Here is a 15,522-nt window from a genome sequence, read left to right on the forward strand (position 1 = left end):
AGACAAATGAACGTAGGCCGGGTAAGGCGCAGCCGCCACCCGGCGTTTTTTTTACAACCGCACCGGTTTGATATGCCAGATGTTCTCGGCATACTCCTGAATGGTGCGATCCGACGAGAAGTAGCCCATATTGGCGATGTTGTGCATCGCTTTGGTGGCCCACTCTTCCGGCTTACGGTACAGCTCGTCCACCCGGTCCTGACAATCCACATAGCTGCGGTAGTCCGCCAGCACCTGGTAGTGGTCACCGAAGTTAATCAGCGAATCCACCAGGTCGCGATAGCGGCCAGGCTCATCCGGGTTAAATACCCCGGTGCCGATCTGGGTCAGCACCTGACGCAGCTCTTCATCCTGCTCGTAATAATCACGCGGTGAGTAGCCCTTAGCACGCAGCGCCTCCACCTCTTCTGTGGTGTTACCGAAGATAAAGATGTTCTCTTCACCCACGTGCTCCAGCATCTCAACATTGGCGCCATCCAGCGTGCCGATGGTCAGCGCGCCGTTGAGGGCAAACTTCATGTTACTGGTGCCCGACGCCTCGGTGCCTGCGGTGGAGATCTGCTCCGAGAGATCGGCGGCCGGAATGATCAGTTGGGCCAGACTCACGCTGTAGTTCGGGATGAAGACGACCTTCAGCTTGTCGCCAATCTGCGGATCGTTATTGATCACCTTCGCCACATCGTTGATCAGATGAATAATGTGCTTCGCCATGTAGTAGGCCGACGCCGCTTTCCCGGCGAAAATGTTCACGCGTGGCACCCAGTCCGCATCAGGGTCGGCCTTGATGCGGTTGTAGCGGGTGATCACGTGCAGCACGTTCATCAGCTGACGCTTGTACTCGTGGATACGTTTGATCTGGACGTCGAACAGCGCTTTCGGGTTAGCGACTACGTTCAGATGCAGCGCCATCCACACCGCCAGCCGCTTTTTATTGAGCAGCTTGGCATCACGCACCGCTTTATTCACCGTCGGGAAGTCAGCATGCTGCTCAAGCTCGCTCAGCTGGCTTAAATCGGTCCGCCAGGTGCGACCGATGTTCTCGTCGAGCACATCGGAGAGCGGCTGGTTCGCCAGCGCCAGCCAGCGGCGCGGCGTTACCCCGTTGGTGACGTTGCAGAAACGCATCGGGAAGATTTTCGCAAAGTCTGCGAACAGCGACTGCACCATCAGGTTCGAGTGCAGCTCAGACACGCCATTGACCTTGTGGCTGATCACCACCGCCAGCCACGCCATGCGCACCCGGCGGCCATTGGATTCATCAATGATCGAGGTGCGGCTCAGCAGGCCGGTGTCGTGCGGATACTGCTCCTGCAACGTTCTCAGGAAGAAGTCGTTAATCTCAAAGATAATCTGCAGGTGGCGCGGCAGGATTTTGCCCAGCATATCCACCGGCCAGGTTTCCAGCGCTTCGCTCATCAACGTGTGGTTGGTGTAGGAGAAGACCTGGCAGGTCACCTCAAACGCCTCGTCCCAGCTGAACTTATGCTCGTCAATCAGCAGGCGCATCAGCTCAGGGATCGACAACACCGGGTGGGTATCATTCAGGTGAATCGCGATCTTATCCGCCAGATTGGCGTAGGTTTTGTGCAGCTGGTAGTGACGGCTCAGGATATCCTGAATGGTCGCGGAGACCAGGAAGTACTCCTGACGCAGGCGCAGCTCGCGCCCGGAGTAGGTGGAATCATCCGGATAGAGCACCCGGGAGACGTTCTCGGAGTGGTTTTTATCTTCCACCGCCGCGAAGTAGTCGCCCTGGTTGAACTTACCGAGGTTAATCTCGCTACTGGCCTGGGCGTTCCACAGGCGCAGCGTGTTGGTGGCGTCAGTGTCGTAGCCGGGAATGATCTGATCGTAAGCCACGGCCAGGATCTCTTCGGTCTCGACCCAGCGGCTCTTCTTGCCTTCCTGCTGAATACGGCCACCGAAGCGGACTTTATAACGGGTATTGTGGCGCTTGAACTCCCACGGGTTGCCGTACTCCAGCCAGTAGTCCGGAGACTCTTTCTGTCGGCCATCGACAATGTTCTGTTTGAACATGCCGTAATCGTAGCGGATACCGTAGCCACGCCCTGGCAGGGCGAGGGTCGCCAGCGAATCGAGGAAGCAGGCTGCCAGACGACCCAGACCACCGTTGCCGAGGCCAGGGTCGTTCTCTTCGTCAATCAGCTCTTCTAAATCTAACCCCATCTCTTCCAGCGCGGTTTTGACGTCGTCATAGATACCCAGCGACAGCAGCGCGTTGGAAAGGGTGCGGCCAATCAAAAACTCCATCGACAGATAGTAAACCTGGCGAGTCTCCTGTGAGAGCTGAGCGCGGTTGGAGCGCAGCCAGCGCTCAACCAGCCGGTCACGCACCGCAAACAGGGTGGCGTTGAGCCATTCATGTTTGTTGGCGATGACCGGGTCTTTGCCAATGGTGAACATCAGCTTGTAAGCAATGGAGTGCTTTAACGCCTCAATGCTTACCGTGGGAGACGCATAGGAAAAGGGTGCATTCATATCTCTGATTCCAGCATTGTTACATCAAGCGTTGATAAAGATCGCGGTAGGACTGCGCCGCAACTTGCCAGCTAAAATCCATGGCCATCGCCTGACGTTGAACAAAACGCCATAAAGAAGGACGTGACCACAACACGAAAGCACGACGAATCGCGCGTAACAGCGACCAGGCATTACTGTCTTCAAAGACAAATCCGGTGGCGATCCCATCCGCCAGATTCTCCAGCGAGGTGTCGGATACGGTATCCGCCAGCCCGCCAGTACGCCGCACCAGTGGCAGTGTGCCGTACTTCAGACCATACAGCTGGGTTAAGCCGCAGGGCTCAAAACGGCTCGGCACCAGAATAACGTCTGCGCCCGCCATGATGCGGTGCGAAAACGCTTCGTGATAGCCAATCTGCACACCCACCTGTCCCGGATGTTCGGCGGCGGCGGCGAGGAAGCCCTCCTGCAGTACCGGATCGCCCGCCCCCAGCAGCGCCAGTTGCCCGCCCTGCTCCAGCAGACCCGGCAGCGCCTCGAGCACCAGATCGAGTCCTTTCTGGCTGGTCAGACGGCTTACCACCGCAAACAGCGGCACCTTGTCGTTGACCTTCAGTCCCATGGCAACCTGCAGCTGACGTTTGTTCTCGGCCTTATCTTCCACGGAGTCGCGGTTATAGCGCGCGCCCAGCAGCAGATCGGTTTCCGGACTCCAGATTTTTTCATCCACGCCGTTGAGAATGCCCGACAGTCGGCCTTCGCGATGACGCTGACTGAGCAGCCCCTCCATCCCATAGCCAAACTGCGCTTCGGTGATCTCCCGCGCGTAGGTTGGACTGACGGCGGTAATGTGATCGGCGTAGTAAAGCCCGGCCTTGAGGAAGGAGATCTGCCCCTTAAACTCCAGCCCGTGCATATTAAAGAATGACCATGGCAAATCGATGTCATCCATATGTTTGGCGAAATACATGCCCTGGTATGCCAGGTTATGCACGGTAAAGACCGACTTCGCCGGATGGCCGCGTGCCGCCAGATAGGCTGGCGCTAACCCGGCGTGCCAGTCGTGGGCATGCACCACGTCCGGACGCCAGAACGGATCCAGCCCACAGGCCATCTCCGCCCCTACCCAGCCGAGCAGCGCGAAACGCAGCACGTTATCGGTATAGGCAAACAGGTTAGTGTCGTGGTACGGGCTCCCTGGGCGGTCATAAAGATGCGGCGCGTCAATCAGGTAGATGCCCACGCCGTTGTAATGGCCAAACAGTAATGTGATGCGCCCGGCAAAGGTCTCGCGGCGGCTGACGATCTGCGCGTCAGGCACGCCGCGACGAATATCTGGAAAAGCGGGTAACAGCACGCGGGTATCAACCCCACCTGCAATTTGCGCCGCCGGTAACGCCCCTATCACATCCGCCAACCCGCCGGTTTTGAGCAACGGGAACATTTCAGAACAAACGTGTAAAACCTGCATCATCGCTCCTGTTTGATCTGCAGTTTACGCAGCATTTCACGCGTAACCAGCACGATACCTTCTTCTGAGCGGTAGAAACGGCGCGCGTCCTCTTCCGCATTTTCTCCAATTACCATGCCTTCCGGAATCACGCAGGCACGGTCGATAACGCAACGACGCAGGCGGCACGAGCGGCCCACCCAGACGTCGGGTAACAGCACTGATGAATCAATATTGCAGAAGGAGTTCACCCGCACGCGCGGGAACAACACCGACTGCACCACCACCGAGCCGGAGATAATGCACCCGCCGGAAACCAGCGAGTTCAGGGTCATGCCGTGGCTGCCCGAACGGTCCTGGACAAATTTTGCCGGCGGCAGAGACTCCATATGAGTACGAATCGGCCAGTTATGGTCGTACATATCCAGTTCCGGCGTGACAGAGGCCAGATCGAGGTTAGCCTTCCAGTACGCCTCCAGGGTTCCTACATCGCGCCAGTACGGTTCTGAATTCGGATCGGACTGCACGCAGGAGAGCGGGAAAGGATGTGCATAGGCCATGCCAGATTTGGTGATTTTCGGGATGATGTCTTTGCCGAAGTCGTGGCTGGATTTTTCATCCTTGTCGTCCTCTTCCAGCAGCTGGTAAAGGTAATCTGCATCAAAGACATAGATACCCATGCTGGCAAGCGCTTTAGTGTCATCGCCCGGCATTGAAGGTGGGTTTGCCGGTTTTTCTACGAAATCGATCACCTTGTCGTTTTCGTCCACCGCCATGACGCCAAACGCCGTCGCCTCGGCAACGGGCACCGGCAAACAGGCTACGGTGCAGCGCGCCCCTTTTTCGACATGGTCGATAAGCATGCGCGAGTAGTCCTGCTTGTAGATATGGTCCCCGGCAAGGATCACCACATACTCGGCGTTATAACGGCGGATGATATCGAGGTTCTGCGTGACCGCATCGGCGGTGCCGCGGTACCAGTTTTCGCCATGTACGCGCTGTTGGGCAGGCAACAGATCGACAAACTCGTTCATCTCCTCACTGAAGAACGACCAGCCGCGCTGAATGTGCTGCACCAGAGTGTGTGACTGATACTGGGTAATGACGCCAATACGGCGAATGCCTGAGTTGAGGCAATTGGACAGAGCAAAATCGATAATACGGAATTTACCGCCGAAGTGGACGGCGGGTTTGGCGCGCTTGATCGTTAAATCTTTTAATCGGGTACCGCGGCCGCCAGCAAGAATCAGGGCAACAGACTTCAATGGCAGCTGACGCGCCAACATTAGAGGGTCGTTCTTATCTAACCTAACCATGATCAACTCCTTTTATTATCATCTCTGGAATACACATACACCGTGCGCAGGCCCATGCCAGACAGTCATAACGACCGGATTATCCTCTCCGGCAAATGGGGGGATAGCCCGCCACTCCCCTTCAGGTAAAATAATTTCTGCGACCTCATCTGTGGCATTGAGGGTGATGAGCCAGCAATCCGAAAGCAGGATTTGCAGGCGCGGCACACCGTTCTGCCACTCGTGCGCACCTAACGGTTGCGCCATTTTATTTAACCAGCGAACGTTGCCGTCGCCCTCTTCCCACCACCGATCCTCGGTGAGCGCCGGGATCTGCTTACGCAGATGGACCAACGCGGCAGTAAAGGCGACGAGTCCCTCGTTTGCCTGCTGCCAGTCAAGCCAGGTTAACGCGTTATCCTGGCAATAAGCATTGTTGTTGCCGTGCTGACTGTGGCCATGTTCATCGCCCGCCAGCAGCATCGGCGTACCCTGTGACAGTAAAAGCGTCGTCAGCAGCGCATGCACGCTGGCGCGGCGCCGCTCGATCACATCCAGATTGCCACTTAACCCTTCAACGCCATGGTTAAAACTGTGGTTACTGGAGGTGCCGTCACGGTTCTCTTCACCGTTTGCTTCATTGTGTTTCTGATTGAAACAAACGCAGTCGCGCAAGGTGAAACCGTCGTGCGCCGACAACAGGTTGATCGACGCGGAAGGCAAGCGCCCGTTGCGTTTAAACAGATCGCTGGAAGCGGCGAAACGTCCGGCAAATGTTCCCAAAGAGAGATCGCGCGCCAACCAGAAGCGGCGCGCCGCATCACGATAGTGATCGTTCCACTCCGCAAACGGCGGCGGGAAATTTCCCACCTGGTAGCCGCCCGGGCCGATATCCCAGGGTTCTGCAATCAGCTTCACACCTGAGAGCAGCGGGCAGTTTTTTATCGCCTCAAACAGCGGCGACTGCTGGCTGAATTCCGGCGTGCGTCCCATCACCGACGCAAGATCAAAACGAAAACCGTCGACATGGAAGGTTTCAACCCAGTACTTCAGGCAGGCATACGCATAGTCTGTCACTGCCGGATGGCTGAGATTGAGAGTGTTACCGCAACCGGTCCAGTTGTGATAATCACCATCCTCTCTTAACCAATAATAGCTAGGGTTATCAATTCCGCGCAGGGAGAACGTCGGCCCCTCAAGATCCAGCTCGGCGCTGTGATTGAGGACGATATCCAGAATGACCTCGATACCCGCTTCGTGCAGCGCCTTCACCGCGTCACGAAACTCATCTCTTGCCCGGTCGGGATGCGAGGCATAGCGCGGTTCAAGGGCGAACATCGCCATTGGGTTATAGCCCCAGTAGTTACTGAGACCGAGGCGTTGCAGGCGCGGCTCGCTGGCGAAATGGGCCACCGGCAATAATTCCAGCGCAGTGATGCCGAGGTGCTTAAAATAAGCAATCATCACCGGGTGGCTGAGCGCTTTGTAGGTGCCGCGGATATCTTCGGGGAGGTCAGGGTGCAGCCAGGTCAGCCCTTTGACATGGGCTTCATAGATAACCGTTTTGCCCCACGGTATGTTGGGCGGGGCGTCCTCTTCCCAGTCGTAGTGATCGCTGACCACGACGCTTTTTGGCGCAACGGCCGCACTGTCACGGTGATCCGGGGTATCTTTGCCGCTGTGCAGCAGGGGATCATCATTCAGCGTGCCTTCGACCTGATACGCGCGCGGGTCAAGCAGCAGTTTTGCCGGGTTAAAGCGCAGCCCCTTTGCCGGATCCCACGGGCCATAAACCCGAAAGCCATAGCGCATGCCGGGGCGGGCATGTTCCAGATAGCCATGCCAGATATCGCCGCTGCGCGCCACCATATCGTACCGATGTTCAATGCCTTTGCCGTCAAACACGCAGAGTTCAACCCGATCAGCGTGGGCGGAAAAGAGAGTGAAATTCACTCCTTTTCCGTCATAGCATGCGCCAAGCGGAGCGGGTTTACCTGCGGCGAGTTGCGTCATTCCCCCTCCCGGACCAGCCAGATAGTGGCTAACGGCGGCAACGTAATGCTCAGGGATTGTGGACGACCGTGGCTCTCCTGCTCATCGCTCTGTACCAGCCCCCCGTTACCCGCGTTGCTGCCGTGATAGTGCATGGAGTCGGTATTCAGCACTTCACGCCATTTGCCTGGCTGATTGATGCCGAAACGGTAGTGATGGCGCGTCACCGGGGTGAAGTTACTGGCGACGATAATTTCGTTACCCGCCTTGTCGCGACGGACAAAGATCAGCACCGAGCGCTCGTGGTCATCCACCACCAGCCACTCAAAGCCGTAATCATCAAAGTCGAGTTCGTGCAGGGCTTTGTGGTGACGGTAGGTATGGTTGAGGTCGCGCACCAGGCGCTGAACGCCGTGGTGCCAGTTGTCGCCCCCTTCCAGCAGATGCCAGTCGAGGCTCGCATCGTGGTTCCACTCGCGGCCCTGGGCGAACTCGTTGCCCATAAACAGCAGCTTTTTCCCCGGGAAGGCGAACATCCAGCCGTAGTAAGCGCGCAGATTGGCAAATTTCTGCCACGCGTCTCCTGGCATACGGTCGAGAATCGATTTTTTGCCGTGCACCACTTCATCGTGGGAGAGCGGCAGGACAAAGTTCTCGGTGCCGTTATAGAGCATGCCGAAGGTCAGTTTGTCGTGATGATACTGACGATGCACCGGATCCAGCTTCATGTAATCCAGGGTGTCATGCATCCAGCCCAGGTTCCACTTGTACCAGAAGCCCAGCCCGCCCATTGACGGCGGACGGGAGACGCCCGGGAAGTCGGTGGACTCTTCAGCCATCGTGACCGCCCCTGGCGCCTGTTCGCCAAGAATGCGGTTGGTGCTGCGCAGAAACTCAATCGCTTCCAGGTTTTCACGGCCCCCGAACTCGTTCGGGATCCACTCGCCCTCTTTGCGGCTGTAGTCGCGGTAGATCATCGAGGCGACGGCGTCCACGCGCAGGGCATCAATGCCGAAACGCTCGATCCAGTAGAGGGCGTTGCCCACCAGGTAGTTGGTCACTTCCCGACGGCCATAGTTATAGATCAGGGTATTCCAGTCCTGGTGATAGCCTTCCCGCGGGTCGCTGTGCTCATACAGGCTGGTGCCGTCAAATTGCGCGAGGCCAAAATCATCGGACGGGAAGTGGCCTGGCACCCAGTCGAGGATCACGTTCAGCCCGGCGGCGTGCGCGGCGTTGATAAAATAGCGGAAGTCGTCGCGGGTGCCGAAACGGCGGGTCGGGGCATACATCCCGGTTGGCTGGTAGCCCCAGCTGCCATCAAACGGATGCTCGTTAATGGGCAGCAGCTCCAGATGGGTAAAGCCCATCCACTTCACATAGGGGATCAGCTGGTCGGCCAGCTCCCGGTAGCTAAGCCAGAAATTGTTGTCGGTATGACGACGCCAGGAGCCAAGATGGACTTCGTAAATAGAGATCGGCATATCGAACTGGTTCGCCCGGATACGCTCTTCGCTCTGGACGACTTTCTCCGGCAGGCCGCAAATGAGTGACGCCGTTTCCGGGCGCATCTGCGCTTCGAAGGCATACGGATCAGCCTTGATGCGCAGCTTGCCCTGCGCATCGATCAGCTCATATTTGTAGAGCTGGCCGTTCAGGGCTCCGGGGATAAATAGCTCCCAGATGCCGGTTTCACGCCGCAGACGCATCGGATGGCGACGGCCATCCCAGTAGTTGAACTGCCCCACTACGGAGACGCGCTGGGCATTCGGCGCCCAGACGGTAAAACGGGTGCCGGTGACGCCATCCATGGTGTCGGCATGGGCGCCAAGCGTTTCATAAGGACGCAGGTGCGTACCTTCAGACAGTAGCCAGGCATCCATCTCCTGCAACAGTGGACCAAAGCGATAGGGATCGTCGATCAGATTCTGTTGTCCATGCCAGATCACAGCGAGCTGGTAGCGGAAGAAATTTTTACGGCGGGCCATCACGCCAGCGAAAAAGCCGCGTGAATCGAGACATTCGAGTTTCCCGACCTTGCGGCCGGTTTTAGGTTCAATCACCCACACTTCCGTTGCGTCAGGTAACAGTGCCCGGACTTCCAGGCCGGCATCAGTGCGGTGCATGCCAAGTACAGAAAACGGATCCGCAAAGTGACCCGTAATAAGCGCATTAATCACGTCTCTATCAATACGAACGGACATGGTATTCATCCTGTTTTTTTAGTTGCCGCCCCTTTCGCGCGCCGGGTACGACCTTGATGTGACCTGAACGGAACCGCACATTGTGCATCCTCTCTGTTCCGTTCAACCTCCAGGCGGAATATGTGACATCCCGCATAAAGCATAGCCAACGCTTTATATGACTCCTGAAAAATTATGGACCATTTGGCGTTTACTCCATGTAGTACGCAAAAAAAGGGGTGATAAATCACCCCTTAGTATTAAGTATTTATTACGCGAGCTGGCGCAGCATTCTGCGCAGCGGTTCGGCAGCACCCCACAACAGCTGGTCGCCGACGGTAAAGGCGGAGAGGTACTCCGGCCCCATATTTAGTTTACGCAGACGGCCTACCGGGGTAGATAATGTGCCGGTGACGGCCGCAGGGGTCAGTTCGCGCATGGTGATGTCGCGGTCGTTTGGCACCACTTTCGCCCACGCATTGTGTGATGCGAGCAGTTCTTCCACGGTTGGGATAGACACATCTTTTTTCAGTTTAATGGTGAATGCCTGGCTGTGGCAGCGCAGTGCACCGATGCGCACGCACAGGCCATCAACTGGGATCGCGGAAGCGGTACGCAGGATTTTGTTGGTCTCAGCCTGGCCTTTCCACTCTTCGCGGGTCTGGCCATTATCCAACTGTTTGTCGATCCACGGGATCAGGCCACCGGCCAGCGGTACGCCGAAGTTATCCACCGGCAGCTCGCCGCTGCGGGTCAGCTGAGTCACTCTGCGTTCGATATCGAGGATAGCGGACGCCGGGTTTGCCAGCTCATCAGCAACACTGTGGTGCAGTTGGCCCATCTGGGTCAGCAGTTCGCGCATATGGCGCGCGCCGCCGCCGGAGGCCGCCTGGTAGGTCGCCACAGAGACCCACTCCACCAGATCCTGAGCAAACAGGCCACCCAGCGACATCAGCATCAGGCTGACGGTGCAGTTGCCGCCCACGAAGGTCTTCACGCCCTTGTTCAGGCCGTCGGTAATGACATCCTGGTTAACCGGGTCAAGAATAATGATGGCGTCGTCTTTCATGCGCAGCGAAGAGGCCGCGTCAATCCAGTAGCCCTGCCAGCCGCTTTCACGAAGCTTTGGATAAATTTCGTTGGTATAATCGCCGCCCTGGCAGGTGACAATAATATCCAGCGCCTTCAACGCTTCCAGATCGTAAGCATCCTGCAATGTGCCTGTGGTACCCCCAAAGGACGGTGCAGCCTGGCCGAGCTGGGAAGTGGAGAAGAAGACCGGACGGATAGCGTCGAAATCGCGCTCTTCAACCATGCGTTGCATGAGTACAGAGCCGACCATACCGCGCCAGCCGATAAAACCAACGTTTTTCATAGCATTTTTTTCCTGCAGAGGGTGTGTGCTGTTTGTGCAAGCCAGTATTGAACTGGGATATGCTTCACATTACAAAATGCTGCCAAAGTCGCAAGCGAAATTAATCGATGATTGCCCGGCTATCAGAAAAAGAGCTAATCATCGGGGAAACCATACAAGTATCAGGGATAATTTACGATGAGTGAAATCATTTCCGCAGCTGTTTTATTGATCCTAATTATGGATCCACTCGGAAACTTGCCTATTTTCATGTCGGTGTTGAAGCACACCGAGCCGAAGCGCCGTCGGGCCATCATGATCCGCGAGCTGCTCATCGCTCTGCTGGTGATGTTTATCTTCCTGTTTGCCGGCGAGAAAATTCTCGCATTCCTGAACTTACGCGCTGAAACGGTCTCCATTTCCGGCGGGATCATTCTGTTCCTGATTGCCATCAAAATGATTTTCCCGAGCACCGAAGGCAACAGCAGCGGCCTGCCTGCGGGTGAAGAGCCGTTTATTGTGCCGCTGGCGATCCCGCTGGTCGCCGGGCCGACCATCCTGGCGACGCTGATGCTGCTGTCGCATCAGTATCCGAACCAGATGAGCCATCTGGTGATTGCCCTGCTGATTGCCTGGGGCGGAACGTTCATCATTCTGCTGCAGTCGTCGCTGTTTTTGCGCCTGCTGGGGGAGAAAGGGGTAAATGCGCTGGAGCGGCTGATGGGGCTGATTCTGGTGATGATGGCGACACAGATGTTCCTGGATGGGATTCGGGCGTGGATGAAGGGGTGAGGGTTTATGGGGTGATGGGGTGAGAATATGCGGCGGGGGTGGTAGTTCCGTTCACTTTACTGCCAGTACTTCTCTGTTACACCCGCGCCGGTGAACGTGCCAGGGTGGCTCAGTCGCCACCACCCTGGCAACCCGGGCTACCGGCAAGAAAATCGCCGCTTCGCGGATTGTTCGCCCCATCTCTGGGGCTCACCCCTTCGGGGCCAGCGCAAGCGCTGTCCAAAATTGCTCCCGGCAATTTTGTCTTCGTCTTTTTCCCTCCGGCTATCGGGTCGGGCACCAGCCTGCATCCATGCAGGCTATGCCCTCTCGGCGCGTCCATGCGCCTCGCCCCGGCCTGGGGGAAACGACTCAGCGATTTTCAGCCGGACCTGGGTGCCGCTGTAGCTTTTTTACTTTCCTGTAATTTGGCCATCGCGTTAAGAAATGTAGGCCGGGTAAGCACAAGCGCCACCCGGCGTTTTACAGCAGCACGACACCTTCATCTGTGCGCAGCCAGCGCGGTGCTTTTAGCGTATCGCTATAAAAACTGACCAGTTCCTGGAGTAAATCTCCTGCCACTCTTTCATCACTTTTTGACAGGGATTGACTGAGAAGTAGCTGTGTTAATAGCTGGCAGTAACGCCCAAGCTGATCTGCTTCCGGCTCAAAGATCGGCACGTCCAGCGGCAAGTCATCCACCGTCAGGCTCGCTTTTAAATGCTCGGGTACAGGTTCAAGCAGGGTTGGCTGAAGCAGAGCAAGACAAGCTGAAAGCCGCCCGCACAGCGCCATCTTTTGCGCCGGATCGTCGCACTCGGCCAGTACATCAACAAAGCGCGCACAGTTATCCGCCAGCGCAGTGAAATCCGTGTTGTGATCGAAGGGTGTGGTGAATAAAGAGTGAGAAAAGCTAAGGGTAGTAGTCATAAGACAGCCTCTGATGAGTTAATTTGACCACCACAGAAGGGACCAACCTTACTGGTGATGGACTGAACGGAGTTGGTCCTACCGGCCTCATCAGCTACCGGCGCACCTTGCGGTGCCACCGTCCAGCCCACCATTGAGGTGTAACGGGCTGCGCGATAAAAACGAGCTTTATCACGGATGAGAATAACAGGGGACCAACCCTGACGCCCGATTTTGCAGGCGTGGCGAGAAGATACCGCTTTGCTGAGGGTGTATCAAGCGAGGCTCTGGAAGGCTGCTCGCATAACCCGAAATTAAATCTCCAGCGGCAAAAGTAGTCAGATAAGCACAACACCCGCAGCGGCTCCCTGTTCCGGCTGAAAATCGCCGAAGCGTTGACGGGAGGCCGGGGCGAGGCGCAGGGATGCGCCGAGAGGGGGCGACCTACAGGGATGTAGGATCGCCCCCGACCCGATAGCCGGAAGGAATAAGCTGAGGGCACCGCGAAGCGGCGATTTTCCTGGCCGGGAGCCGGGGTGGTCAGGGGGGCGGCGGCGAGCCCCCCTGACACGTTCACGGGTTCTGGCGCCCCAGAGAAGCATTGAACGTAAAGTGAACGGAACCGCCAACGGAGCCGCATGTTCTCCTGCACGCACAAAAAAGCCGGGTGGCGGCTACGCCTTACCCGGCCTACGTCCCTCCGCATAACCCGAAATTAAATCTCCAGCGGCGAAAGTATTCAGATAAGCACAACACCCGCAGCGGCTCCCTGGTCCGGCTGAAAATCGCCGAAGCGTTGACGGGAGGCCGGGGCGAGGCGCAGGGACGCGCCGAGAGGGGGCGACCTACAGGGATGTAGGATCGCCCCCGACCCGATAGCCGGAAGGAATAAGCTGAGGGCACCGCGAAGCGGCGATTTTCCTGGCCGGGAGCCGGGGTGGTCAGGGGGGCGGCGGCGAGCCCCCCTGACACGTTCACGGGTTCTGGCGCCCCAGAGAAGCTTTGAACGTAAAGTGAACGGAACCACCACCATTGCCACATGTTCACCGCCGGGTGGCGGCTATGCCTTACCCGGCCTACGTTTCCTGCACGCACAAAAAAGCCGGGTGGCGGCTACGCCTTACCCGGCCTACGGTTTACGGTAGCCGCTAGCTCAACAACGTAAACGCAATCATCCCGACAATCGCCCCGGTCGTCCCGAGGATAGTTTCCATCATCGTCCAGGTCTTCAGCGTCTGCGCTTCCGTCGCCCCGGTAAATTTACCGAACAACCAGAATCCCGCGTCGTTCACATGAGAGACCACAATAGATCCCCCCGCGATACAGATAGAGAGCGCCGCCATCTGCGCGCCGGAGTAGTTCAGCTGTTCAATCACCGGCATCACCAGCCCGACGGCGGTCAAACAGGCCACGGTAGCGGAGCCCTGAATGATACGCACCGCCGCAGCCAGCACGAAGCAGGTCACCGCAATCGGCAGACCCATACCGGTAAGCGCCCCACCTAACGCCGGGCCAACGCCGGAATCCACCAGCACCTGCTTGAACACCCCACCCGCACCGATCACCAGCAGAATAATACCCGCCGGTTGCAGCGCTGCACCGCAGATCTCCATCACGCGGTCTTTCGCCATGCCCTGGCGCATTGCCAGACCATAAATCGCCACCAGACAGGCCACCAGGATCGCCGTGAACGGGTGACCGATAAACTCAAACCATTCGTAGGCGGTAGAGCCTTCCGGCACAAAGCGCGCGGCGATGGTTTTGAGCCCGACCAGCACCAGCGGCAGCAGGATCAGGGCGAGGCTAAAGCCGAAGGAGGGCATTTTGTTTTCGCCCAGATGCGGCTCGGTGATCTCGTCAGGAATGTGCAACTCAACGTAACGGCTGATAAAGTTACCCCACAGCGGACCGGCAATGAGCATGCCCGGGATTGCCGCGCACAGGCCGATGAGGATCATCCAGCCAAAATCAGCGTGCATCTGCGAGGCCAGCAGCATCGGCGCGGGGCCAGGCAGCAGGAACGCGGCGGCGGCGGCGACACCGGCAAACAGCGGAATAACAAGCTTCACAAGGTTGGTGCCGGTGTGGCGCGCCATCGAAAACGCCACGCTAATCAGCAGCACTACCGCCACTTCAAAAAACAGCGGCAGGGCGCAAATCAGACCGGCCAGACCGATGGCGTAATGCGCCCGGCTGTGACCGAAAGATTTCAGCATCTTGACGGCGATCTGATCGACCGCGCCGGTTTCATGCAGGATTTTGCCAAACATCGCGCCAAGCGCGACCACAATCGCCAGGAAGCCCAGCGTGCCTCCCATCCCTTTTTCCATGGTCGCAGCGATTTTGTCGAGCGGCATGCCGGAAAAGAGACCTGCACCAATAGAGACCACCATCAAAGCCACGAAGGCGTGCATACGGGCCTTCATGACCAAAAACAGCAGTAGCAGCACGGAGCCTACTGCTGTTAAAACAAGCGTTAACGTACTCAAAACTTACTGCCTTTTGTTGATGACCTCAATGGTGCTTGCCACAACACCGTCTAACGGTTGATCGATATCGACCACCAGCACATCGCTTTCATCTGCGCCCGGCTCTTGCAGGGTTTCAAACTGCGTCACCAGCATCTGGGTCTTAAAGAAGTGCCCTTTGCGCGCTTTCAGACGGCTTTCGATCACCTCAAAGTCGCCCTTCAGGTAGATGAAAGAGAGGTTGGCGTTACCTTCGCGCAGCTGGTCGCGGTAGGCTTTTTTCAACGCAGAGCAGACGATCAGCGAGACTTTGTTGGTGCGCTGCATGGCAAACGCCGCATCGTTCAGGGCCTGCAGCCATGGTTTACGATCGTCGTCGTTCAGCGGCTCACCTGAGGCCATTTTGTTGATGTTGCTGCGCGGATGGAGAAAATCACCATCAAGAAACGCAGCATGGATTTGATGTGCCACTTCGCTGGCAACGGCGGACTTACCGCTACCGGAAACGCCCATCAGGACATAAACGTGGTGATCTGGATTTGTGGTGCTCAAAGTATGTCCCTCAGTCGATTGTTACGGGTAACAGTTATCGGTAACATTGTCCTGCCGGGGCTGAAGA

At 57.2% G+C, this 15,522-nt stretch carries 10 protein-coding genes; 1 reads left to right on the forward strand and 9 read right to left on the reverse strand.

Translation table 11 applies throughout. From position 1 onward, the window contains the following. Positions 1–51: 51 nt before the first annotated feature. The 6 genes from glgP to asd all read right to left on the reverse strand — a co-directional run bounded on the left by glgP (position 52) and on the right by asd (position 10,776). A complete protein-coding gene (glgP, locus tag GNG29_RS21345) occupies positions 52–2,499 on the reverse strand; it encodes a glycogen phosphorylase (protein WP_103177332.1) in 2,448 nt (815 codons plus the stop codon). Between the two features lie 19 nt (positions 2,500–2,518). After that, positions 2,519–3,952, reverse strand: a complete 1,434-nt coding sequence (gene glgA, locus GNG29_RS21350; RefSeq protein ID WP_103177333.1) for a glycogen synthase GlgA — start codon at positions 3,950–3,952, stop codon at positions 2,519–2,521. Beyond that, complete coding sequence (gene glgC / locus GNG29_RS21355) at positions 3,952–5,247, reverse strand: glucose-1-phosphate adenylyltransferase (RefSeq protein ID WP_103177334.1); 1,296 nt, start codon at positions 5,245–5,247, stop codon at positions 3,952–3,954. Before glgC ends, glgA begins: the two co-directional genes overlap by 1 nt. Positions 5,248–5,265: 18 nt before the next feature. Further along, complete coding sequence (glgX, locus tag GNG29_RS21360; protein WP_156655310.1) at positions 5,266–7,239, reverse strand: glycogen debranching protein GlgX; 1,974 nt, start codon at positions 7,237–7,239, stop codon at positions 5,266–5,268. Continuing rightward, positions 7,236–9,422, reverse strand: coding sequence for a 1,4-alpha-glucan branching enzyme (gene glgB / locus GNG29_RS21365; protein ID WP_156655311.1), 2,187 nt, complete (start codon positions 9,420–9,422; stop codon positions 7,236–7,238). Before glgB ends, glgX begins: the two co-directional genes overlap by 4 nt. Positions 9,423–9,672: 250 nt before the next feature. Then, positions 9,673–10,776, reverse strand: coding sequence for an aspartate-semialdehyde dehydrogenase (gene asd, locus GNG29_RS21370; protein ID WP_103177337.1), 1,104 nt, complete (start codon positions 10,774–10,776; stop codon positions 9,673–9,675). A gap of 177 nt (positions 10,777–10,953) precedes the next feature. Between asd and yhgN the strand changes: the two genes are divergently transcribed. Next, positions 10,954–11,547 carry an NAAT family transporter YhgN gene (gene yhgN / locus GNG29_RS21375; protein ID WP_103177338.1) on the forward strand — a complete coding sequence of 198 codons (594 nt, stop codon included), beginning with the start codon at positions 10,954–10,956 and terminating at the stop codon, positions 11,545–11,547. Positions 11,548–12,009: 462 nt separating this feature from the next. Here the strand turns inward: yhgN and GNG29_RS21380 are convergent, their stop codons facing one another. The 3 genes from GNG29_RS21380 to gntK all read right to left on the reverse strand — a co-directional run bounded on the left by GNG29_RS21380 (position 12,010) and on the right by gntK (position 15,455). Next, positions 12,010–12,456, reverse strand: a complete 447-nt coding sequence (locus tag GNG29_RS21380; RefSeq protein ID WP_156655312.1) for a hypothetical protein — start codon at positions 12,454–12,456, stop codon at positions 12,010–12,012. Between the two features lie 1,127 nt (positions 12,457–13,583). Then, positions 13,584–14,924 (reverse strand): gluconate transporter, encoded by a 1,341-nt coding sequence (gene gntU, locus GNG29_RS21385; protein WP_103177340.1) that lies wholly within the window; start codon positions 14,922–14,924, stop codon positions 13,584–13,586. Positions 14,925–14,927: 3 nt separating this feature from the next. Further along, positions 14,928–15,455 (reverse strand): gluconokinase, encoded by a 528-nt coding sequence (gene gntK / locus GNG29_RS21390; RefSeq protein WP_103177341.1) that lies wholly within the window; start codon positions 15,453–15,455, stop codon positions 14,928–14,930. Positions 15,456–15,522 lie beyond the last annotated feature (67 nt).

The sequence above is a fragment of the Leclercia sp. Colony189 genome, assembly GCF_009740165.1.
Taxonomy (GTDB): Bacteria; Pseudomonadota; Gammaproteobacteria; order Enterobacterales; family Enterobacteriaceae; genus Enterobacter.